Raw genomic sequence first — 22781 nt, forward strand, 5'->3', positions numbered from 1 at the left:
CCCGGCACTACCGATCCGAGGCCGCGCGACGGGCCGCGCTGCCTGCCTGGTTGCACTTCTACAATCAGCACCGGCCCCACACTGCGATCGGAAAGCTTCCGCCCGCCAGCCGCCTCTCAAACAACCTGCCTGGGCACTACAACTAGAACGACCACTGGGGGTGGTCGGCACACCCAGGGGGAGGTGCATGGTGGACACCCGACGTCGCACGACGCCACCGACGCGCACACGAGCACTCGTGATCGGCGAATCGCTGATCGACATCGTCCACGACGACCGCGCCGGCGACGGCAGCGCTCCGCGGACGACCGAATACCCGGGCGGAAGCCCCATGAACGCCAGCATCGGTCTCGCCCGCCAGGGCATCGACGTGCAGTTCGTCACCGAGCTCGGCGCCGACCAGCGCGGCGACCGCCTCGAAGAGCGCCTCGTGCGCGAAGGCGTCGACCTGCTCATCGCACCCCGAGCCGGCAGCACCGCGACCGCGAGCGCCTACCTTCGTGCCGACGGCTCCGCCGAGTACTCCTTCGACCTCGACTGGAGTCTCGGCTGCGGCGAGATGCCCGACCACCGCCCGTTCGACGTCCTCCACTTCGGCTCGCTCGCCGCCGCCATGAACCCATGCTGCGGCGACCTCGAGAACACCGTCCGCACGGCCCGCGCGACCGCGACCGTCAGCTACGACCCGAACATCCGGACCGCGCACGACACCGACCCGATCGCCGCGCGCAATCGTGTCGAGCGTCAGGCCCGACTCGCCGACATCGTCAAGGCCAGCGACGAAGACCTCGCCTACCTCTACGGCGACGAGCCGCACACGGCGACCGCACAGCGCTGGATCGCCGACGGCGTCTCCCTGGTCGTCATCACGCGCGCCGCCGACGGCGTCCTGCTCATGACCGCCGACGCCGTCGTCGACCTGCCCGCGTACGACGTCGAGGTGCACGACACCATCGGTTCCGGCGACGCCATCACCGCCGGGCTCCTCGCCGGGCTCGGCACGCTCGGACTGCTCGGCGCCGACCGCCGCGATCAGCTGCGCCGCGTCGACGAGCGCACGCTCCGCGCCATAGGCGACTGGGCGCAGCAGACCGCCGCCCTCACGATCGCCCGACCCGGAGCCGAGCCGCCCACCTCGGCCGAGACCCGCGACGCGCTCCTCCAGACGAGCTCCCGCTCCGCCGCCGCCTGACCGCGTGCGCATCAGGCCCGGCGACGGGCGAGCACCGCTCAGCCCACCGGCCTAGGCTCGCCGCGTGGCGCGCTACTTCGGCATCGACCTCGCCTGGGGTCTCGGCCGACCGGACCCGCGCACCGGGCGCGTGCGCCCGCCGAACGAGACCGGGCTGTGCCTGCTCGACGACACCGGGCGCATCCTCGATGCCGGTTGGGCCCGCGGAGTCGACGCCGTCCACGATTCCATCGCCGCCCGCGAGCAGCCGGGCGACGTCATCGCGATCGACGCGCCCCTGATCGTGCCGAACCCCACCGGCATGCGCGCCGCCGAGCGCGACGTCTCCTCCCGCTACGGCCGGTGGAAGGTCGCCGCGAACGCGTCGAACGCGGGCTCGGCGGCCCGCGCCGGAGAGCTGCTGCTCGCCGCCCTCGAGCCCCGACGCATCCGCTACACCGACGGCACCTGGCCGCCGCCCGCCGGCACGACCGTCGCCTTCGAGTGCTACCCGTACACGACGCTCGTCGGCGCCGCCCAGCTCGGCTACGACATCGAGCGCCCGCGCTACAAGCGACTCATCCCCGGCATCGACCGAGCGGATGCCCGCCGCCTCCGCGCGACCGCGTGCGACGACCTGATCGCGCGGCTCTCACGCCTCGCCACGGGCTCGCCGCCCCTCGACCTGCGCAGCCACCCCGCGACGCGCACCCTCGTCGATGAGCCCTCGCCGCTCGTCGACCGCGCCTACAAGCACCGGGAGGACCTCCTCGATGCGGTCATCTGCGCCTGGACGGCGGCGCTCTGGCACGCGAACGGCCCCGAGCGCACGCAGGTGCTCGGGGCCGAGACGGGTGAGGTGGATGCCCGGGGCCGGCGGGCGACGATCGTCGCCCCCGCGCGCCCCGAGCAGCGCGCCCCGACCGCGGCGATGCCGCCGGTCAGCGCGCCCTCGACGATCGCCTAGTGCTTCTCGTACTGCTGAAGCGACGCGGCGAGCTCGGCGATCCGGGAATCGGAGACGGCGATGCCAGACTGCGCGAAGCGCTGCGCGAGCAGCTCGTGCGCCGACCGCGCGTGACCCTGCTCGAGATCCTGCCGGGTCTGCGCGACGATGCCGTCGATCTTCTGCTCGGCCGTCGCGTCGAGCGCGCCGTCCTCGATCGGTCCGCCCTGCTGCGGGGTGTCCGGGTCGCTCGGGTAGCGCACGGCGGCGTCGCGCTCGTCGCCGCTCGCCGCCTCGGTGAGACGCCCGCGCTGGTCGTCGGGGACGACCGGACCGCCCGCCTGACCGGCGCCGTCTGTCTCGACGAGCTCGCCCGAACCGCTGCCGGGAGGGGGCGTGCCCTCGACGTCGCGGGGGTCGAGGCGGGAGGGAGAGTTCTCGTTCGGCTGCCAAGTCATCCCTCGACCCTGGCCCCGTTAGCGGGACGTTACCTGAACGCGGGCTCGGCGAACTCTCAGGCGGCGGGAGGCGTGTTCGCCTCCTCGGCGGCCTCCTCGGCCTCGCGCTCCTCGCGCAGCCGTCGCGCCCTGTCGACATCCCGCAGCGACTCGGCGAGATCCTCGATCTCCGCGTCGCTGAGCGACATCCGGCTCGCCTTGAGCCGCTCGCGCAGCAGCGCCTCCGCCTCGAGGTGGTGGCCGCGACCGAGGTCGAACCGCATCTGGTCCATGAGGCCGTCGAGCTTGTCGCGCTCGCGCGCGCCGAGGGCGCCGTCGAGCACGGGGATCTCCTGCGTCGTGGGCTCGCGCTTGAGCTTCGGCTGCAGAGCCCACGGGCCCTGCTTGAGCGACTTCGTGGCGAACTGCGGCTCGCGCTGAGCATCCGTCGCCCACAGCCGGCGCACCGGCCCGCTCGACTTCGACTTCCAGGTCATCGTCGTCCCCTTCGTCAGCGCGCAGCCCGCCGGCCACCCGATCATGCAGACGGCGGACTGCGCGTGCGGGCAACAGTGCGCCGCGAGACGGGGAGGAGGCTGGAGCGAGACCGCGTGTTCTCTGTCAGTGAGTGGCGAAAACGCCGAGGGCGGCGAGATCGCGACTCGCGACAGCGGACGGGGCGTCAGACGAAGCGGATGCTCGCCTGCAGGCGCGTGCGCACCTCGAATAGGTCGGTACCGCCGACGCCCACACCGGGCAGCCCCGTGCGGAGCAGGTTGACCAGGCGCGAGCGCTCCACAAGCATCCCCTGCGCGCCGCGCACGCTGCCGAGCTCGGTGAGCGAGGCGGGCGCCTGGGTGTCCTCGACGACGATGACGAGTCCCGAGAACTTGACCTTCGCCGAGCGCGCGATCGTCTTCGCGCGCATGCCGAGCTGGTGCAGCGGCTTCTCGCCCGAGGCGAGCCCCTCGCCGATGAGGTCGCCGCGCTTGACCTTCACGGGGCCGCCCCAGTCCTCGCTCAGCACCGCCCAGAGGCCGGTCGGGCCGAGAACGACGTGGTCGACCTTGTCGTCGGGGCCGGCGCCGGCGACGACGTCGTGCCAGATCGTGAAGCCGATGCCGAGCGTCGCGAGCGCCGTCGCGGTCTTCTCCTCCGCGACCGCCGCGGCGAGCGTGTGCCGGATCTCGCGCGGCGCGCTCCGCACCAGTTGCGGGTCGTACGGGTCGTCGAGCGCGGCGCCGCGCCCCACCCACTCGCGCATCATCGCGAGGTAGCGCTCGCGATACATGCCGCCCGGATGCCCGTGCGACTTCGCGTTCGGCCGCGAGTCGCCGCGGCGCGCTCCTCCCGCTCCCCCGGCGCTGCCCGAGGTCCAGGCCGCGGAGCCGCCCGCGCCGACGTCGGCGCCCGAGTCGTACGCGTAGCGGGCCGAGGGCGTACCGATGCGCTGCCACGCCTGCTGCACGCGGTCGAACTCGGCGCTCGATCCGCCCGTGTCGGGGTGCGCCTGGCGGAGGCGGCGGCGGTAGGCGCGCTTGAGGTCGTCGTCGCTCGCCGTCGGGGCGACGCCGAGAACCTCGTACGGGTTCGCGGCGAGAGGGGACTCCGACATAGTGGTCCGAGCCTAGCGAGCACGGGCGCGGAAACGGCTGGGTGCGCCGCCTACGCTGGTCGGGTGACTGACACGATCGAGCGCACCGCCGGCCCGCGCATCCCGACCCCGCCCACGGCGAAGCAGGTGCCCCACCACCGCGAGCACCACGGCGACGTCGTCGTCGACCACTACGAGTGGCTGCGCGACAAGGAGAGCACCGAGGTGCTCGACCACCTGCGCGCCGAGAACGCCTACAGCGACGCCCGCATGGCGCACCTCGAGCCGCTGCGCGAGCGCATCGTCGCCGAGATCAAGGGCCGCGTGCGCGAGACCGACATGGGCATCCCCGTGCGCGAGGGCGACTGGTGGTACTACGGCCGCACGGTCGAGGGGCTGCAGTACGCGATCCAGTGCCGCGTGCCCGCCGCGCCGCTCGACCCCGCGAACCCGCTCGACCCGGCCGCGTGGACGCCCCCGCCGCCGCTCGACGACCCCTCGCAGCCGCGCGAGAACGAGCAGGTCATCCTCGACGCCAACGTCGAGGCCGAGGGGCACGAGTTCTTCAGCCTCGGCTCGCTCGACATCACGCTCGACGGCCGCTTCATGCTCTACGCGACCGACACCGAGGGCGACGAGCGGTACACGCTCCGCATCCGCGACCTGTCGACCGGCGAGAACCTCCCCGACGAGATCGCCGAGACCGCCGCGGGCGCGTTCTTCTCCCCCGACGGCCGCTTCGTCTTCTACTGCACGGTCGACGACTCGTGGCGCCCCGACACCGTCTGGCGGCACGCCGTCGGCACGGTCGGCGGCGAGGCGGGCGGCGACGTGCCGGTCTTCCACGAGGCCGATGACGCCTACTGGGTCGGCGCGGGTCTCACCCGCTCGCAGCGCTTCCTGCTCATCGAGGCCTCGAGCTCGATCACGAGCGAGGTGCGCTACCTCGACGCCACCACCCCCGAGGGCGCGTTCGCGATCATCCGCCCGCGCGTCGACGGGGTCGAGTACGACGTCGAGCACGCGGTCATCGACGGCCGCGACCGCTGGCTCATCACCCACAACGACGGCGCTCCCGACTTCCAGGTCGACTCCGTCCCGATCGCGACGGGCCATGCGGTGAGGGACGCTGCGGCGGCGGATGCTGCGCTCGACCCGCCCGTGACGATCGTGCCGCACCTCCCCGGCCGGAGGGTCGAGGGCGTCGACGCCTTCGCGGGCTTCCTCGTGCTCGACTCGCGTCGTGACGGCCTGCCGCGCACGGGTGTCGCGCGGCTCGCGCCGGGCATCCGCGAGCACGATCTCGACTTCGTCGACCTCGAGGTCGGCGACGGACTCATCTCGATCGGCGCGAGCGGCAACCCCGAGTGGGGCCAGCCGATGCTGCGCGTCGGGTACACGAGCTTCATCGAGCCCGCGACCGTCGCGAACCACGTCGTCGCGACCGGCGAGTGGATCATCCTCAAGCGCCAGCCCGTCCTCGGCGGGTACGACGCGGCCGACTACGCCGAGCGGCGCGACTGGGCGGTAGCGGACGACGGCACGCGCATCCCGATCTCGCTCGTCTGGAAGCGCGGGCTCGTGCCGTCGCTCGACGGCGCGGATTCCTCGGAGTCCGCCGGCGCGAACGACGCGGCCCCCGAGCCGAGCCCGCTCCTGCTCTACGGCTACGGCTCGTACGAGGCGAGCATGGATCCGGGCTTCTCGATCCCGCGCCTGTCGCTCCTGGACCGCGGCGTCGTGTTCGCGATCGCGCACGTGCGCGGCGGCGGCGAGCTGGGCCGCGCCTGGTACGAGAACGGCAAGACGCTGTCGAAGACGAACACCTTCACCGACTTCGTCGCGACCGCCCGGCACCTCGTCGACGCCGGCGTCACGGCGCCCGACCGCCTCGTCGCCGAGGGCGGCAGCGCGGGAGGGCTGCTCATGGGCGCGGTCGCGAACATCGCCCCGGAGCTCTTCGCGGGCATCCTCGCCGACGTGCCGTTCGTCGACCCGCTCACCTCGATCCTCATGCCCGAGCTGCCGCTCACCGTCATCGAGTGGGACGAGTGGGGCGACCCGCTGCACGACCCGGCCGTGTACGCGTACATGAAGCAGTACGCGCCGTACGAGAACGTCACCGAGAAGCGGTACCCGCGCATCCTCGCCGTCACCTCGCTCAACGACACGCGCGTGCTCTACGTCGAGCCCGCGAAGTGGGTCGCGCGGCTGCGCGAGGTCGGCGCCGACGTGCTGCTGCGCTGCGAGATGGAGGCCGGCCACGGCGGAGTCTCGGGCCGCTACTCGGCCTGGAACCAGCGCGCGATCGAGCTGGCGTGGATGCTCGACGTCCTCGGGCGGGCCGACACCGCCCCGTAGGGCGCGGCCGGCCCGCGATCGCGGCTCCGCTCGTCCGAGGCTCAGGCCGCGTGCTGCGGCGCGGTCGGCGAGCCGACCAGGGCGAGCTCCTCGGCCGTGAGCTCGAGGGTGAACGATTCGACGAGGTGCGGCAGCTGCTCGACCGTGCGCGCCGACGCGATCGGTGCGCCGATGGTCGGCTGCTGGCGGAGCCAGGCCAGCGCGACGGCCGCGACCGAGACGCCACGGGCATCCGCCACCCGATCGAGGGCATCGAGCAGCGCGAGGTTGCGCGGGTCGTCGAGCAGCTTCGTCGCGTTGCCGGCGCGGGCCGAGTCGACCTCGACGCCCGGGCGGTACTTGCCGGTGAGGAACCCGCCCTGCAGCGCGCCGTACGGCAGCTCGACGAGGCCGAGCTCGGCGATCGTGTCACGGAGGGTCGTCTCGTAGTCGCGGCGGACGAGGCTGTAGCCGTCCTGCGCGACCGAGACGCCCGTCACGCCCAGGTCGGCGGCGATCGCGACGGCGCTGCGGAGGCGCTCAGCGGTGAAGTTCGAGGCGCCGACGGCGCGGATCTTGCCGGCCTGGACGAGCTCGCCGAACGCCGCGACGTACTCCTCCTGCGGCACCGACTCGTCGTCGCGGTGCGCGTAGTAGAGGTCGAGGTGGTCGGTCTGCAGGCGGCGCAGCGAGTCGTCGACCGCCGCGCGGATGTTCGCGGCCGAGAGACCCGGGCGGGCCTCGAGCGCGAAGACCTTCGTGTGGATCTCCACGTCGTCGCGCCGGCCGCGGCGGGCGAGCCACTCGCCGAGCACGGTCTCGGAATCGCCGCCCGAGTTGCCGGGCGACCACGCCGAGTAGACGTCGGCGGTGTCGATCGCTCGACCGCCCGCGGCGACGAACGCGTCGAGCACGGCGAAGCTCTCGTCGCGCGAGCTCGTCCAGCCGAAGGTGTTGCCGCCGAGGACGAGCGGCCCGAAGTCGTGTGCAGTCATGCGCTCGACGCTACCCATCGCGTCTGATGCGGGCGTTCAGGGCAGTCGCTCAGGAGGTCTCGTCGAGCAGATCTGCCGCTCGAGCGAGCAGGGCGCGTGCCTCGTTGACGCGAGTGCTCGATCGAACCCCGTTGGAGGCAGCGCCCGCAATGAGGTCGAAGGCGATGAGGTCACCACGGTGCCAGGTGGCGAAATGCTCGACGAATCTCCCGTCATCCGTCTCCGTCACGCCTTCGAGCAGCAGAAGTGGAGCGCCGACGTGCACGCCGAGCAGGTTGGCGAGAGCGAAGTCCGCGGCGACTGCGCGCACCGTCCTCCTTCCGCCCGCGATGCGGAAGCCGTGCCGCTCGGAAAGCAGGGCGTGCAGGGAGGAGTCGCGGAGCTCGTCCGGGGTGATGTCCTCAGCGAGCTCTGCGGGCAACCAGGTGCGGATGAACGCCGTCGGGGTGCCATCGAGCGTCCGCAGTCGCTCGAGCTTCATGGCGAGCCTCCCGCCGAGCTCAGGAATCGGACGGGGAGCAGGCTCGAAGGCCATCGACAGAACCTCCGTGCGGAGGTCTCCGCCCGCGTCGCGCATCTGGGCGTAGAGACCCGTCGCGTCGTTGACGATGCGATGACGCTGTCGCTCCGGCGCCACGATCGAACCGCGCCCGCGGCCGCGGACCACGAGACCCTCGGTCACGAGCGTCGCCATCGCCTGCCGGGCGACCGAGCGGGACACCCCGTAGGTCGTCTGAAGCGCCGCCTCGGTGGGCAGCACCTCGCCGGGCAGGAGGTCGCGATCTCGGATCTGATCGCGCAGGATGCGCGCGACCTGGGCGTGCAGCGGCTCCCGAGAATCAGGGTCGACCGCCCCTCGACTCTCGTGCGGCGGCGCGTCGCTCATGAGGCAAGCCTACGGATGCCGCGGGCGATGCCCGTCAGGCTCGGAGCGCGTCGGCACTCGCGGAGGCTGCCTTCCAGACCAGACCCCACCCCGGGGCGAGCTCCGCAGCACGCTCCAGGGCCAGCACGAGGGATCCCTCGCGAGCGATTCCCTGCCCCGCGATGTCGAACGCGGTTCCGTGGTCGACGGAGACGCGGACGACAGGCAGACCGACCGTGATGTTGACGCCGTCATCCCCGTACACGGCCTTGAACGGCGCATGCCCCTGGTCGTGATAGCAGGCGACGACGAAGTTCCACTTGCCCCGCACCGCTTGGGGGATGAGAGCATCCGCGGCGATCGGACCCACCGCGGGAATGCCCGCGGCCACCGCACGTTCCACTGCAGGGCGCAGGATGTCATCGTCCTGATGCCCGAACAGCCCGTTCTCGCCGGCGTGCGGATTCAGCCCGGCGACGCCGATCGGATGATCTCCCTTGCCGCTCGCTGTCGCGTACGCGTGCACAAGTCTGAGCACGCCGTCGATGCGCTCGGGCACGATCCCCGCGATCGCGTCGCTGAGCGAGACATGGGTCGTCAGGTGAAAGATCGACAGGTCGCTGGCAGACAGCACGAGGGAGTAGTTCTCGACGCCGAACTCGTGCGCGAGCAGCTCGGTGTGCCCGGGGAACGCGTGACCGCCGAGGTGCATTGCCGCCTTGTTCAGCGGAGGCGTGACGATCGCGTCGACCGCACCTTCCTTCGCAAGGCGACAGGCCTCCACGACGAACCGGTAGGCGCCGTCACCGGCCGCGGCCGACAGCTCGCCGACGGCCACGTCTGACAGGTCCGGTCCGGTCTGCACGACCTCGATCGTCGCCGGGTCGTTCGTCGCGGCATCCGGGTGCGCGATGACCACCACTGCATCCGGATCCAGCCCGACCGCGACAGCGCCGCGCCGGAGCGCACCGGCATCGCCGATGACGACCGGCTGCAGGCGTTCGCGCAGTTCGGGGTGGTTCAGCAGAGCTCGAGCGATGATCTCCGGTCCGATGCCAGCGGCATCGCCCAGGGTGACGGCGAGTCGGGGGATGGGACGGTTCATGGGGTTTCCTCCTTCAGAGACGGCGAATGGGCATCGGGGGCGGAAGCCGCTCCGGTGCGCTCGAGAATCCGGATGAGCGTGTCGTCGACACCGAAGCCTCCCGCCTTGGTCCAGACGGCGAGCCCGTCGTGCGGCCCTCCGACGATGGCCATGAGCGGCGCACCTTCTACCGCGGCGTCACGGACGACCAGCCCTTCCGCGCCGAGACGCCGTAGCACCGCGCGCGCGCCGTCGCCGCCGACGAGTCCGACGAGCGCCGGCCGACGGGCGACGATCTCGTCGACCGCGCGTGCGGCGAGCAGGTCTGCCACTCGGTCTGCCACGCCGCTGTCGCGCTCCCCCACTCGTGTCAGCGATGTGCGCAGCACCGTTACCGGGGAGGGCTCCCGCACGAGGCTCTGCGCATGGGCCTCCGCCGCGGACGGCTCGATCACGATCGACTGCGCGCTCAACGACGAAATCAGCAGGTCAGCCTGAGCGTGGGAGACAGGATTGAGCGACGACACGACGATGAGCGCTGGCCCTCCCGGGCGAGCCGGCCGATGCTCGCCGCGCTCCCCCGGGAGCAGACGAGCGAACGATTCGGCGAGGCCCGCCGAGCCGGCCACGACCACCTTGGGGCCCGCATTGATCAGTTCGAGCACGAGCGCGTCGATCTCCGCGCGGCTGCGCGCGTCGAGCACGATCACCGCCCCGGGCTCCGCCGAAGCGACGTCGGCGATGTCGACGACGCGCGCGCGCGGGATCCGTGCCACGAGCGACGGTTCATGGACCGGCGTGACCGGGTCGACGCCGATCGCTGTTCGGTCGACGGGTACGCCGTCGACCAGGATCCCCCCTTGCTCGACGGTACGACCCATCTCCGGGTAGGCCGGGCAGACCACCGCGATCGCATCGGGATGCCGCGTTCGCCACCCCTCCAGAGCTCCGCCGATCTGGCCCGCGATGCTGCCACGGGCCGTCGAGTCGATCTTCAGGTATACGCGCTCGGCATCGATGCCTGCGACTGCCCGGGCCGTCGCCTCGAACGCGGCGTGATCGGCCAGCGCACGGGAAGCCGTACTTCTCGCCACGACCTCACCGGTGATGTCCGAGTCGTCGGTCAGAGCCACGCAGGCGCTCCAACCGTGGCGGCCGAATTGCACGGCGGTGTCGCTGGCCCCGGTGAGGTCGTCTGCCACGATCGCGATGCGAATCGAGGGCGTCATGTCGGAATTCCTCCGCGAGGTCGTGGTGCGGGATGCGGGACGTGCGCCTGCTGGCGACGCACGTCCCGCGCATGGGTGCGGCAGGGCAGCTAGAGCCTCGGCCCCTCTGCCTCATGCGTCGATTCGACCGGCATATCGAGCTCCGTCGGCTGGTCCGATGCGACGTCGTCGTCGGGAGAGCTGAGCGCGCCGTTCCGCTTCAGCACAACGGCGGCGATGAGCGGGGCGAGGATCGCCGTGATGAGAACTGACGCGGCGACCTGAGCAGTCGCGATCTCGACGTAGGGGGCGAAGCGCTCATCGATCTGACCGACGATCGCGGGCGTCGCGATCGCGTTGCCTGCAGTGGTGCCTGCGGCGAAGCCGAGTCCGCTCTTCGCGCCGCGGCGCAGCATGAAGCGGTATCCGAGGTAGACGAGGAACCCGGTGAAGGGAGCCACGATGAGGCCGACGATGAGGCCCTGCACGCCTCCGGTGACGACATTGCCGAGGTTGATACCGGTACCCAGCGCGAAGGCGAAGAACGGGATCACGATGTTGGGCACCGGGACGAGGACGCTCTTCCATTTGGGGTCGAGGTTGCCGACGATCATGCCGAGGACGAACGGAACGACGGCGGCGAGCAGCGCGAGGGCCGGGATCTCCGCGAGCCCCGAGGCCCCGAGGAATAGGAGCGAGAGGAACGGGCCGTCATTGACCGCCGAAGCCATGTATGCGCCGCGGTCGCGGTAGTCGCCGTACTTCCCGGTGAACGCCAGCCAGAGCCCGCCATTGCTGTTGTCGACGGCGACGAGCAGGGCCAGGATCGAGACGCCGAGGATGCCGTCGAGTCCGACCAGGAGCCCGAGGCCGATGACGAGCGCGGCGGGGATCAGTGACTTCATGAGCAGGATCACGCCTGCGTGGGCGAGCACCGGGCCGGTGGACCGCACGCCGACCTGCGTCCCCGTCGCGAAAATTAGGAGGGCGATGAGCGGCAGTGCGCTGTTCTGGAAGAGAGCGGTGGTGAAGCTACCGATCTGAAGCGCCGGAGAGAAGAAGGTTCCGAAGATCGATCCGAGTATGAGCGGGATGAGCATCAGACCGCCGGGGATGCGGTTCATACCGTCGAAGAGCGGCACGCGTACGCGGGTTGCGACTGCCATGGGGAATTCGACTCCTTCGTGGAATTCACGGGTGAGGGAAGATGCACGGCTATGTCCGTACATTGAGTAATGACTTTGCAGGATCGGTGACGCGCTGTCAAGCCGGCCCCCGCGAGCACCCCCGGTAGGCCTCGCCGGATACCGCACCTCGAGGGCACTCAGCTGCGGCGAGCGCCGGTCCAGTCCTCCGCGACGAGCGCATCGCCCTCGGAGAACGTCAGCGTGGCGGCGACGTACTCCCCCGCGAGCGCTCGCGCGACCCACCGGCCCGCATCGGCCCACATGCGATCGAAAGGGATGCTCGCGAGCGGGAACCACGCGGGCTCGAGCTCGGCGCTCGTCGCCGCCTCGCCCGTGAAGACGCTCGCGGTGAACACGCGGTGGAGCTGCGAGAGGTGCGGCCGGTCGAGGAACGGGTACGCGATCTCGGCGATCGGCACGAGATCGCGGGCCGCGACCTCGAGGCCGACCTCCTCGCGCACCTCGCGGATGGCGGCATCCGCCGCGGTCTCACCCGCCTCGAGCTTGCCGCCGGGGGCGACGAGCCGGTCGATGCCGAGCCCCGTGCGCTTGCGGCCGAGGAGCACCTCGGTCCGCGGGCCGTCGGGGGTCGTGACCTCGCGCGTCAGGTAGACGGAGGCGACCTCGAACATCGGCACGGCGCCAGCCTAGGCGCGCGGCGCGGCTTGATAGCGTGTCGGCGTGACGACGACGTCTTCCCCCGCGCCCTCCGCCCAGCCGCCCGGCGCCTCCGGCGCCTCCGACGCGTCCGCCCGGGCTCGCACCGCCGCCGACCCGCACCCGGGCGCCGCCGAGCCCACGCCGAGCGTGGTGATCCTGCGTCTGCGTCGCATGGCGGGCATCCTGAGCCTCGTCGCCGGAGTGAGCGTGCTCGCGAGCATCGTCTGGCAGGTGAGCGACCAGGTCGCCGCGGGGCGCTTCATGCCCGACGAGTACTTCGCGTACTTCACGATCCAGACGGCGCTCATCAACATCGTCGTCCTCATCGTCGGCGGGGTGCTCGCTTTCCGCACGCCGATCGATCCCCCGCTGTACGCCGCGATCCGCGCGAGCGTATTCGCGTACGCGGTCGTCACGGGCGTCGTCTACAACCTGCTGCTGCGCGGGATCCCGAACGACGACGGCTACATCGCGCCGCCGTGGCCGAACGAGAACCTGCACGTGTGGATCCCGATCTACATCGCCCTCGACTGGCTGCTCAACCCGACCCGGCCTCGCCTGCGCTGGAGCACGATGGCCCTCGCGGTGAGCTTCCCGCTCATCTGGGTCGGCGTGACGATGGTGCGCGGGGCGCTCACCGGCTGGTACCCGTACCCGTTCCTCGAGCCGTTCGGCCCCGCGGGCGTGCCGGGCGTCGTGCAGTACGTCGTCGGCATCGCGGTGCTCATCATCGTGCTCGCGGCTCTCGCGGTCGCGATCACGCGCCTGCACCACCGCGTGGCGCGGCGCTGACATGTCGGCGCCCGAGCATCTGGTCCTCGTCGAGCACGACGTCGAGGGGCACGCGACCGGCTGGGTCGCCGCCGATCCGGACCTGCCGCAGGTGCGCGTGACGGACGTCGCGGCGACTCGCGGCGACGGCGTCTTCGAGACGATCAGCATCGGCAGCGGTCACCCGCAGGCCCTCGCCGCCCACCTGGAGCGCTTCGCGCGGTCGGCGCGCATGCTCGACCTTCCCGAGCCCGACCCGACCGTGTGGGCGGATGCCGTGCGCGCGCTCGCGGAGCTGCTGGCCGATCACGAGGAGGCCTGGGTGAAGACCGTGCTCACGCGCGGCGTCGAAGGCCAGCCGCTGCCGACCGGGTGGGCGTACGGGACGGTCTCCGGCGACTTCCGTCGCGAGCGGACGGACGGGATCGACGTCGTCCTGCTCGATCGGGGGCTGCGCAGCGATGCGGCCACGACATCCCCGTGGCTGCTCGCGGGGGCGAAGACGCTCTCGTACGCCGTGAACCGCGCGGCGGCGCGCGAGGCGGCGCGGCGCCGGGCGGACGACGCGCTGTTCGTCTCGAGCGACGGACTGCTGCTCGAGGGTCCGACGTCGACGCTCGTGGTGCGGCGCGGGACGGAGCTGCTGACGCCGCCCGCCGCGCTCGGGATCCTCCCCGGAACGACGCAGGTCGACCTGTTCGCGGCGGCGCCCGACTGGGGGCTGCAGGGGCGCGTCACGACCCTGACGCCGGCCGATCTGGCGGCGGCGGATGCGGCGTGGCTCGTGTCGAGCGTGCGCCACGCGGCGCCGGTGCGGTCGGTCGACGGCGTGGAGAGCGCGATCGACGCGGAGCTCTCCGCGGCGATGAACGGCTTCCTGCGGCGCCGCCTGCGCTGAGGGATGCGCTCACGTTCCGGGGCTGGGAGTCCTCGGAACGTTCCTCGGCGGCCCGGAGCGCACGCGCGTAGGGTGGCAGATATGAGCAGCAGTCTGGAGTGCCTGACCGACTGGATGAACCGGCAGCGCTGGTACGCCGGCAAGGGACGCGTTCCGAACCTCGTCGAGGTGACGCGCGAGGTGTGGCCGACGGACGAACCCGATGCCCGCGTGATCGTGCTCATCCTCCGCGACCTGGCGAACAATCCGCCCTCGCTCTACCACGTGCCGATCGTCGCCCGCCGCACCGTGCCGAAGGGCGCGGGTCGACACTTCATCGGCCGCGACGCCGACGACGACTACCTCTTCGACGGCGCGCACGACCCCGCGTACACGTCGGCGCTGCTCAAGCGCATGCACATCCACCGCAGCGACCGCACGGCGCGCGTGCACGGCGGCGAGCAGTCGAACACGTCGATCATCTTCGACGCCGGCGGTGAGGCGCCGCTCGTGGCGAAGGTCTTCCGGCTCGTGCACACGGGCGAGAACCCCGACGTGACGCTGCCGTCGGCGCTCACCTCGCGCGGGTACCGGCAGGTGCCGCGCATGCTCGGGTCGATCACGGGCTACTGGAACGACCCGTATCACGGCGACCGCACGGCCATGGGGCACCTGGCGTTCGCGCAGGAGTTCGTGACGGATGCGACCGACGGGTGGGAGCTCGCGCTCGCCTCGGCGGCCGCGGGCGAGGATTTCAGCGCCGAGGCCGAGCGCCTGGGCCGCACGACGGCGGAGGTGCACACGGGTCTCGCGGAGGCGATGCCGACGCGCGATGCGACCCTCGGCGACATCGTGGGCTTCGTCGCGAACTGGCACCACCGGCTGTCGGTCGCGACCTCCGACGTGCCCGCGCTGCGTGCGCTGCGCCCCGCGATCGAGGCCGTGTACGACGCGGCGCAGGATGCCCCGTGGCCGCAGCTGCAGCGCATCCACGGCGATTTCCACCTCGGGCAGGCGCTGCGCCGCTCGACGGGCGAGTGGGTGCTCGTCGACTTCGAGGGCGAGCCGCTGCGCCCGCTCGACGAGCGCAATCGGGTCGATTCGCCGCTGCGCGACGTGGCCGGGATGCTGCGCTCGTTCGATTACGTCGTGGGCGCGCGTCGCAACACGGCGGCGGATGCCGCGGCTCGCGACGCCGTCGACCCCGAGTGGGCGCACCGCTGCCGCCGGGCCTTCCTCGACGGGTACATCGCCCAGTCCGGCACGGATCTCCGCGCACATCGCGCCCTCCTCGACGCGTTCGAGCTCGACAAGGCCGTCTACGAGGCGATGTACGAGGCGCGCAACCGCCCCACCTGGCTGCCGATCCCGCTCGCGGCGGTCGAGCACCTCGTGAGCTCGGACCGAGCGAGCGCCCACCCCGCCTGAGCCGCTCCGCCCCTCGGCTCCGTCCGCTCGCTGTCCCGCGGGTCGGCTTCCCCTCCTGCGACGGGCGTCGTTTCCGGAAACCGCGATCCCCGCGGAAGTCCTACCGTTGTCGAGGAGTGACATAAGTCCATTTCGTCACTCCTCAACAACGGTAGTGAGTCGTCCCGGATTCAGAGTTTCGGGCGAGGGCGGGCTTGCTGACCGGTCGACGGGCAGTATGCCGGCGTGACGACGGCAGGTACCCCTTGGACGCACGGACCGGAAAACGTGCCCGCACTGTGGCACGAGACGCACTGGGATCTCGACGAGGACGCCCTGCTGGAGCCGCCGCCACCCAACGGTGCTCTGCGAGCGCCTCTGCGGCCCCTGCACGAGAGACTCATCGAGGCGCACGGCGGGATCGTGAGCGCTCGCGAGCTCGTCGGGGCGGGCATCCCTGAGGAGCACATCCGCATCCTGCGCGACCACGGGGCTCTTCGGCGCATCCGCAAGGGCTGGTACTGCTTGCCCGCGCTCGGCGAGCTGCACGTTCTCGCCTGGTGCATCGGCGGACCGCTCTCCTGCGTGAGCGCGCTCGTCCATCACGACCTGCTGGATCCCGGCGACCTGCACCCCGATGACGGGCTCCACGTCGCGCGGAGGGAGCACTCCTCCCGCCGTCTCAGCGATCTCTCGGTGCGCGCACACGCGGACGCTCTGGGCGTCGCAATCGGAGAGCGACCGCCGGTCCTTCACTGGAGCACGCGCGACTTCCGCAGCGGCGATCGCGTCGCCGTCAGCATCCGTACCGGCCTCGAGCAGGCTCGGCACTGCCGCCCTGTCCTCGCCGCGCGAGCGCGGGCGAGAGTGGAGGACGAGCAACCCCGACCTAGCGGCTGAGCGCCTCCGTCAGCATCGCCACGAGCGCCTGCAGCTGGACGGTGCCCTCCTGCGAGAGCACCTCGTCCGATCCGTCGAGCGCGCGCGCCGCGAGGCCCGCCTTCGAGTCGATGAGATCGGCGATGCGCGCGTCGATCGTCTGCGCCGCGAGGATGCGCCACGCCGTGACGGGCAGCTCCTGACCGATGCGGTGCACGCGGTCGATCGCCTGCGTCTGCTCCGCCGACGTCCACGACAGCTCCGCGAGCACGACGTTGGACGCGGCCTGCAGATTGAGCCCCACGCCGGCCGCGGACAGCGAGCAGACGATGACCGCGACATCCTCATCGTTCGTGAACGCGTCGATCGCCTCCTGCCGCGCCTTCGTCGACTGATCGCCGCGCACGCTCACCGACTTCAGCCCGGCCGACGCGAAGTGCGCCTCCGCGGCATCCATGACGTCGATGTGCTTGGCGAAGAACACGACCTTGCCGACGTTTCGGGCGAGCTGCGCCGTGTAGTCGGCCGCGAGGACGGCCTTCGCCGTGCCGATGCGGCGCACGAGCGTGAACACGTTGTCGCCGTTCGTCGAACCCTTCGACTCCTCGAGCTCCGACTGCGCGACCAGACGCACGAGCTCGGCGTCCACGCCGACCGGCGGCACCTCGCGCGCCGCCGCCACGCGGCGGTAGCGCTCCACGAGACGCGCGATGAGGGCGCGCTCCGAGTCGCGGATCGAGCGACCGTACTCGTCGTCGAGCTCGACCGGGATGTCGGCGATGCGACGCGCAGGGATGTCGGAGGCGACATCCACCTTCTTGCGGCGCACGATGCCCATGTCGATGACGCAGCGACGCGCCTCGGCGAAGAATCCTGGGTCGACGGGCGTGAGACCCGTCTCTTCGAGCTTCACCATGAGCTCGCCCAGCGGCTTCTTGTCGTCGATCCAGCCGAGGAACTTCCAGATCATCCGGAAGTCCTCGATCTGGTTGATGAGCGGCGTGCCCGTGAGTGCCATCATGAGCGCCTTCGGCGTCACCGCGCGGATGCTCGTCGCGAGCGCCTGCACGTGGCGGGAGCGCTGCGAGGTCGCATTCTTGATGAAGTGCGCCTCGTCCACCACCATGCCCTTGAAGCCGAAACGGCCGAGCCAGCCGACGTGGCGATCGAGGATCTCGTAGTTGACGATGATGACGTCGGCGAACGCGTCGAGGTCGTCGCCGTCGCCGTGCACGACCGTCGACGACCGCTGCGGGATCCACCGCTGCACCTCGCGCGCCCAGTTCGTCTTCACGACGTTCGGCACGACGACCAGGAGCGGGAACGCCTGAGCGACGTTCGCCGCCATGAGCGCCTGCGCCGTCTTGCCGAGGCCCGGCTCATCGGCGAGCAGGAAGGACCGGTGGCCCTCGCGCACCGCCTCGATGAGCCGCGCCTGGTGGCGCATGAGCTCCATGCCGCCGGGAGTCACGAGCGACCCCGCCTCCGGAAGATCCATCGACGCGGCCTGACCGCCCGCGCCGTACTCGAACGACCGGAACAGGGGCTCGATGAGCTCCCAGTTCGACAGGCGCGCGGTCTGGGGCTTCGGCAGCGTGGCGAGTGCCGAGAAGTCGGGGGCGAGGAACGGGTTCGCGAGCTGCGCGCGCTTCACCGACATCGGGAGCACCTGCTTCGCGACCTCCGGCTTCACCGGCGCGGGCTCGGTGACGATGATGAGGTCGTCCGGCTCGAGCTCCGCACCGGAGGCGAGGAGCATGTCGCGGCGCATGAGCTTCGCGGCATCCGACACCTTCGCCTCGGGCGCGAGCAGCTGGATGAGCGTCGTGTCGCGCGCGGCCGTCTTCGCCATGATGCCGGCGAGGCCGTCGAGGCGCTTGAGCACCTCGGCGCGCTCGCCCTCGGGAACCTCGCGGTCGTCCTTGACGCGCGCGCGCTCCTCGCGGACGAGCAGGGCGGCGACCTGGAACTTCGTGCGGTTCGACGGGCTCACCTTGCCGCCGCGCTCGGCGGCGTTCTCCACCTCGCGTACCGCGCGCGCGAGGATCGGGATGATCCCCTGCTCGTCGAGCGGGCGACGACGACGGGTCGGCGAACCGCCCTTGCGCTGGGACGACTTGACACGCTGGCCGGACTGGGCCATGCCCCTCCTCGGGAACGCGCGGTACGAGGACCGCGGGGATGCTGTGGTGCGTGGGCGGGGCATCCGGACCTCGAAGGAGCATCCGTCCGCGGAACCGCCATCGGCACCCGTGATGAACCGGTGTGCAGTGGCCCCGCCGGTGTGCTCGGGGCCGGTGCCTCCGCGCCCTGACCCGGTCGAGAACGACGCGGTGGGCTCGGGAAGCTGAGAGCAGTCTACGCCTCCCGACGGCGCGGCGCGGGCACCGTGCGGAGAAAACTCAGACCCCGCCGCCTCCGCCGCCTCCGCCGCCGCCGCCGGAGGAGCCGCCGCCGCTCGATCCGCCCGACGAGCTCGAGCCCGAGTAGCTCGATGAGACGCGGGAGGCGACCGTGCTGATGCCGGAGGAGAACGCCGCGGCCGAGAACGCCGACCGGCCCGAGTACCACGAGGGCTGGTGCTCCTCGTCGTAGAACCGCCCCAGCAGCTCCGACCACTCCTTCTCGTGCCCGAGCAGCACAGCCCACGGCAGGATCCGCTCGGTCAGCCGCAGCGCCTCGTCGCGGTTCTGCACGTCCACCGGGTCGCGGAGGGCCCCCTGCGGCGACTGGAGCACGCGCATCCGGTCGGCCTCGGCGAGCTCGATGTACTCCTCGAGGCCGCGGATGTGGTCGCGCAGCTCGGAGCCCTCCGCCGTGAGCGGGGAGCGCCACAGGCACACGCCGATCACGATGAACAGCCCGATCGCGACCGGGATGAGGATTCCCGGAAGCGCACCCCCGCGCCCCTCGTCGCTCACGAGGATGCCCGTGACGAAAACGGTGATCACGGCGAGGAGCCCGAGCGCGGGGAGCCCGACGGAGTGCCGGGGCGGGATGGTGGTCCGCCACCCGCGCGAGCGCGCATCGGTGCCGAGCTTCGCGACGAGAGCGGAGACCTTGCTGCCGACGGTCGTGTCGGAGTTCTTCAGCGTGTGCTCCGTCCCGGGAACGAGATCGCTGCCGAAGAACGCCGCGAGCAGCTGGCGCTCACGATCGGCGAGCCCGGCGGCGGACTCGAGACGCAGGCGCCACTGCGAGCGCAGGGACAGACGCGCATCCACTTCGATCACCGTGATCGCGCGCCGCACGGCGAGATCGATGAGCTGGCTCGCGACCGCCCGACGCGGGCGGCGGATGATGACGGAGGCCTCGAGGAGGGTGACGTTCTTCGGGGGCAGGTACTCGGCGACGATCACCGGGCGACCCGGCGCGTCGCGGTAGCGCGTCGCGCGCAGCACGATCGCGCGCACCACGACGCCGAGCAGGCCGAGCAGGGCGATGAGCTGCAGCCACGCGGCCGGGCTCGCGAGGTACGACCGGTCGAAGAGCGTGAACGTGCCGGGCTCGAAGCCGAGCGCGACCGTCGCCGTCTGGAACGGCAGCAGGCCATCCGCCTGGACGGTGACGACGTCGCCCTCGCGCTCGATCGGGCAGGTCTCGGTCGAGCCGGCGTAGCCGCGGTAGCAGGCGAGCGCACCGGGGATGAGCGACTCGGCGAGGCCGTCCTCGAGCACCACGCGGCCGCGCACCTGCGCGAACGGCTGCGCCCAGTCGGTGCCGGTGAGGTTCCAGTAGAACTCCTCGGCGCCGGTGTCGTCGAAGGCGTCGACGACGTCACGCTGCGTGTACGTGATGACGTAGGTCTGGATGCCGCGGACGAACTCCCCCTCCGGCACGGCGGCGATGACGTCGACGACGCCCGAGCCCTCCTCGACCTCGAACGGCCGCGGCTCTCCGTTCTCGTCGGTCACGCTCACGACCTCGAGCGCGGTCGTCCTCCCCTGGTACTGCGCGGGCAGCGAGCGGCGGATGCCGCGATTCTGGTCGAACTCGGGGAAGCGCGCGACGAGCGTCTCGACCGTCGTGAGCGTCGCGTGGCCCGCATCGTCGCGGCCCAGCCGGTACTCGACGTCGAAGGAGTCGAAGGTGAAGTCATCGACGCTCGTCGCGCCGGGTGCGGCTGCTGCGGTCTCCGTCGGGGCCGCAGCAGCCGGGACCGGCGCCCCGAGGATGGCCGTGACGGCGACGGCGACGAGGAGGGCGAGCGCGCGCATGGCTCGACGCTAGCGCCGATCGGCCCCTACGTGCCGGGTGCGGTCTCGGCGAGCCAGCCGTCGAGCGCGCTGGGCTCGTCGGTGATGACGCCGTCGACCCCGTGCGCGAGCGCCTCGGCCCAGCTCTCCTCCGAGTTGAGCGTGTAGAGCATGATGCCGAGCCCCGCGGCGTGCATCGCGTCGACGACCTCGGGGCGGTCGCGCACCTCCGCCAGCCGCGTCATGACCGCGGCGGCCCCGTAGTAGTTCGCGAGCCGCACCGGGTCGGCGGGCAGGGTGCGCCTGAGCACCACGCGCGGCAGGTTCGGCGCGGCACGACTCAGGTGGTGCAGCGTTCCGATCTCGAAGCTCGCGAACACGATCCTGTCCTGCACCCCGGCGGCGTAGATCTCGCTCACGATCGGCTCGAGCTCGTCCTCGGTCCAGATGCCCTTGAGCTCCACGAGCGCCTTCTTGCGCGAGATCTGGAAGACGTCGACGAAGTCGTCGAAGTGCGGGATGCGCGTTCCGGCCCACTCCGCCGCGTACCAGGCGCCCGCATCGAGCCCCTCCAGCTCGGCCCACGGGCGCTCCTCGACGAGGCCCGTGCCGGTCGTCGTCCGCTCGAGGGTCTCATCGTGGATGAGCACGGGCTCGCCGTCGAGGGTCTTCCGCACGTCGACCTCGACGAACTCCATGCTCGAGTCGAGAGCGGCCTGGATCGCCGGAATCGTGTTCTCCGGGGCGGTCGCGCGGTCCCCGCGGTGGCCGGCGACGAAGGCGGGCTGGCCGGGCTCGCGCAGGGTGCCCCACATGTTGGCGGCGTGCACGGTGGCCGCGTCGTGATCGACGACCATCACGAGGACGAGGGCCAGGGAGGCGGCCGCCGAGACGGACATCCGCCGCACGGAGTAGGGCCGCGGGGTGCCGCGATCGGGCAGTCGCGCTGTCGTCATCGACGTCGCTCCGTGGGTCGGGGAGCCTGCTTCGGTGCAGGGTTCCGCCACCCTATCCCATGCCGTTACCGTTTCGTGACCTGAATCGCGATCGCCTGTTCGGATGCCGCCCAGGACGATGCCCGCCGCGCCCTGTGGGAGGCGCGACGGGCTCGTCGGTTCAGGGGCGGATGCCCGCTAGATGTAGTTCCCAGTGACGTTGTTCATGCTGCCGCAAGTGCGGTGATCGGGCTTCTGTGGCCCAGAGAGCCATGGGGTCGCTGCGTGTTGTAGTAGCGAACCCATTCTGGCAGGACCGCCCGACGATGCTCACTGTCGCGATAGGTCGCCGCGTAGGCCCACTCCCGCAGCAGGGTCTGGATGAACCGCTCGGCTTTCCCGTTCGTGCGCGGCCGGTAGGGGCGAGTACGAATGTGGACCACCCCCACTTCGGCGCAGGTCGCAGCCCAGAGTCGGGAGACGTAGGCGGAGCCGTTGTCGGTCATCACCTCCTGCACTGTGACGCCGCGGGCGGCGAACCACGCGATCGCGCGGCGCAGGAACCCCACCGTGGTCGCAGCGGTCTGATCGGCCAGCACCTCGACATAGGCCAACCGGGTCGCATCATCGATGGCAACGTGCACCGCCTCCCAGCCCGCGCCGGCGCTGCGTCGGTCTGCTCCCTGACCCATGACGCGTTTGCCGGGGCGGCGGAAGCGGCCCAGCGTCTTGATGTCGAGGTGGATCAGCTCGCCGGCGTGGCGGCGGCAGTAACGGTTTGCCGGTTCCGGCGGGTCGAGCTTGGAGAGCCTGTTCAGGCCGAGACGGGCGAGCACCGCGCAGACGGTGGAGACCGCCATCCGAAGCAGCGCGGCGATCGTGGACGCGGTCTTGCGCAGCCTCCGCAGCTGCACGATCACCGCCTCAACCCGTGCCGGGGTTCTGGTCGGTGACGACTTCGGCCGTGAGGGACGGTCGGTGAGGTTTTCGCCGGCATCGAATCGGGCCAACCATTCGTAGGCGCGACGCTCGCTGATTCCACCGGCGAAGGCCGCGTCGGCGACTTTCCAGTTCAGTTCCCGAACGCGTCGACACAGCAGTCGTCGACCTTCAACAGACAAACGGGCATTAGCGTGAAGCTCCATCGGGCTCCTTCAGGTGAGAGCGACTAGACACCCTCAAGCCTGGAGGAGCTCGACCTGAACAACCTGCCTGGGAACTACAGCTAG

At 71.4% G+C, this 22781-nt stretch carries 21 protein-coding genes; 8 read left to right on the forward strand and 13 right to left on the reverse strand.

All coding sequences use genetic code 11. The features are described 5' to 3' along the window. The 3 genes from Q7T15_RS01845 to Q7T15_RS01855 form a co-directional block, all read left to right on the forward strand. Nucleotides 1-146: integrase core domain-containing protein (locus tag Q7T15_RS01845; protein ID WP_304692739.1), on the forward strand; the 146-nt coding region annotated here is incomplete at its 5' end. A gap of 92 nt (nucleotides 147-238) precedes the next feature. Further along, the gene (locus Q7T15_RS01850; protein WP_304692702.1) at nucleotides 239-1192 is read left to right on the forward strand and encodes a carbohydrate kinase; all 954 of its coding nucleotides are present in this window, start codon (nucleotides 239-241) and stop codon (nucleotides 1190-1192) included. A 64-nt stretch (nucleotides 1193-1256) separates the two neighbouring features. Further along, nucleotides 1257-2138 carry a DUF429 domain-containing protein gene (locus tag Q7T15_RS01855; protein WP_304692704.1) on the forward strand — a complete coding sequence of 294 codons (882 nt, stop codon included), beginning with the start codon at nucleotides 1257-1259 and terminating at the stop codon, nucleotides 2136-2138. Here the strand turns inward: Q7T15_RS01855 and Q7T15_RS01860 are convergent. From Q7T15_RS01860 to Q7T15_RS01870, 3 genes are all read right to left on the reverse strand, one after another. Beyond that, entirely contained in the window at nucleotides 2135-2575 is a 441-nt protein-coding gene (locus Q7T15_RS01860; RefSeq protein ID WP_304692706.1) for a hypothetical protein, read from the reverse strand. The genes Q7T15_RS01855 and Q7T15_RS01860 overlap by 4 nt on opposite strands. Before the next feature lie 56 nt (nucleotides 2576-2631). Continuing rightward, nucleotides 2632-3051 carry a hypothetical protein gene (locus Q7T15_RS01865; protein WP_304692708.1) on the reverse strand — a complete coding sequence of 140 codons (420 nt, stop codon included), beginning with the start codon at nucleotides 3049-3051 and terminating at the stop codon, nucleotides 2632-2634. Nucleotides 3052-3236: 185 nt separating this feature from the next. Continuing rightward, nucleotides 3237-4169 (reverse strand): DnaJ domain-containing protein, encoded by a 933-nt coding sequence (locus tag Q7T15_RS01870; protein ID WP_304692710.1) that lies wholly within the window; start codon nucleotides 4167-4169, stop codon nucleotides 3237-3239. Nucleotides 4170-4232: 63 nt separating this feature from the next. On the opposite strand from Q7T15_RS01870, the gene Q7T15_RS01875 reads away from it, so the two are divergent. Continuing rightward, nucleotides 4233-6509: a S9 family peptidase gene (locus tag Q7T15_RS01875; protein ID WP_370689079.1), complete on the forward strand. Its 2277-nt coding sequence runs from the start codon at nucleotides 4233-4235 to the stop codon at nucleotides 6507-6509. A gap of 41 nt (nucleotides 6510-6550) precedes the next feature. On the opposite strand, the gene Q7T15_RS01880 is transcribed toward Q7T15_RS01875, so the two are convergent. The 6 genes from Q7T15_RS01880 to Q7T15_RS01905 form a co-directional block, all read right to left on the reverse strand. Continuing rightward, on the reverse strand, nucleotides 6551-7483 hold the full coding sequence (locus Q7T15_RS01880; RefSeq protein WP_304692712.1) for an aldo/keto reductase: 933 nt from the start codon (nucleotides 7481-7483) through the stop codon (nucleotides 6551-6553). Nucleotides 7484-7532: 49 nt separating this feature from the next. Next, a complete protein-coding gene (locus Q7T15_RS01885; protein WP_304692714.1) occupies nucleotides 7533-8369 on the reverse strand; it encodes a GntR family transcriptional regulator in 837 nt (278 codons plus the stop codon). Nucleotides 8370-8403: 34 nt separating this feature from the next. Next, nucleotides 8404-9453, reverse strand: a complete 1050-nt coding sequence (gene pdxA, locus Q7T15_RS01890) for a 4-hydroxythreonine-4-phosphate dehydrogenase PdxA (RefSeq protein WP_304692716.1) — start codon at nucleotides 9451-9453, stop codon at nucleotides 8404-8406. After that, the gene (locus Q7T15_RS01895; protein WP_304692719.1) at nucleotides 9450-10661 is read right to left on the reverse strand and encodes a four-carbon acid sugar kinase family protein; all 1212 of its coding nucleotides are present in this window, start codon (nucleotides 10659-10661) and stop codon (nucleotides 9450-9452) included. Before Q7T15_RS01895 ends, pdxA begins: the two co-directional genes overlap by 4 nt. A gap of 89 nt (nucleotides 10662-10750) precedes the next feature. Further along, nucleotides 10751-11806 (reverse strand): 2-keto-3-deoxygluconate permease, encoded by a 1056-nt coding sequence (locus tag Q7T15_RS01900; RefSeq protein ID WP_304692721.1) that lies wholly within the window; start codon nucleotides 11804-11806, stop codon nucleotides 10751-10753. Between the two features lie 158 nt (nucleotides 11807-11964). Further along, nucleotides 11965-12459: an 8-oxo-dGTP diphosphatase gene (locus Q7T15_RS01905; RefSeq protein WP_304692743.1), complete on the reverse strand. Its 495-nt coding sequence runs from the start codon at nucleotides 12457-12459 to the stop codon at nucleotides 11965-11967. Between the two features lie 49 nt (nucleotides 12460-12508). Here Q7T15_RS01905 and Q7T15_RS01910 point away from each other — a divergent pair, with 49 nt between their 5' ends. The 4 genes from Q7T15_RS01910 (at nucleotide 12509) to Q7T15_RS01925 (ending at nucleotide 16442) form a co-directional block, all read left to right on the forward strand. Next, nucleotides 12509-13279, forward strand: coding sequence for a Pr6Pr family membrane protein (locus tag Q7T15_RS01910; RefSeq protein ID WP_304692723.1), 771 nt, complete (start codon nucleotides 12509-12511; stop codon nucleotides 13277-13279). 1 nt (nucleotide 13280) lies between these two features. After that, on the forward strand, nucleotides 13281-14156 hold the full coding sequence (locus Q7T15_RS01915) for an aminotransferase class IV (protein WP_304692725.1): 876 nt from the start codon (nucleotides 13281-13283) through the stop codon (nucleotides 14154-14156). Between the two features lie 81 nt (nucleotides 14157-14237). Then, entirely contained in the window at nucleotides 14238-15563 is a 1326-nt protein-coding gene (locus Q7T15_RS01920) for a phosphotransferase (RefSeq protein WP_304692727.1), read from the forward strand. A gap of 267 nt (nucleotides 15564-15830) precedes the next feature. Beyond that, on the forward strand, nucleotides 15831-16442 hold the full coding sequence (locus Q7T15_RS01925) for a type IV toxin-antitoxin system AbiEi family antitoxin domain-containing protein (protein ID WP_304692729.1): 612 nt from the start codon (nucleotides 15831-15833) through the stop codon (nucleotides 16440-16442). Here Q7T15_RS01925 and Q7T15_RS01930 read toward each other — a convergent pair. From Q7T15_RS01930 to Q7T15_RS01945, 4 genes are all read right to left on the reverse strand, one after another. Beyond that, entirely contained in the window at nucleotides 16432-18564 is a 2133-nt protein-coding gene (locus Q7T15_RS01930; protein WP_304692731.1) for a DEAD/DEAH box helicase, read from the reverse strand. The two genes, Q7T15_RS01925 and Q7T15_RS01930, sit on opposite strands and share 11 nt — an antisense overlap. 259 nt (nucleotides 18565-18823) lie before the next feature. Next, on the reverse strand, nucleotides 18824-20638 hold the full coding sequence (locus tag Q7T15_RS01935) for a DUF2207 domain-containing protein (RefSeq protein ID WP_304692733.1): 1815 nt from the start codon (nucleotides 20636-20638) through the stop codon (nucleotides 18824-18826). 26 nt (nucleotides 20639-20664) lie between these two features. Next, entirely contained in the window at nucleotides 20665-21573 is a 909-nt protein-coding gene (locus Q7T15_RS01940) for a glycerophosphodiester phosphodiesterase family protein (protein WP_304692735.1), read from the reverse strand. A gap of 203 nt (nucleotides 21574-21776) precedes the next feature. Further along, nucleotides 21777-22697 carry an IS481 family transposase gene (locus Q7T15_RS01945; protein WP_304692737.1) on the reverse strand — a complete coding sequence of 307 codons (921 nt, stop codon included), beginning with the start codon at nucleotides 22695-22697 and terminating at the stop codon, nucleotides 21777-21779. Between the last annotated feature and the right edge of the window lie 84 nt (nucleotides 22698-22781).

The organism is Microcella sp., assembly GCF_030645145.1.
Taxonomy (GTDB): Bacteria; Actinomycetota; Actinomycetes; order Actinomycetales; family Microbacteriaceae; genus Microcella.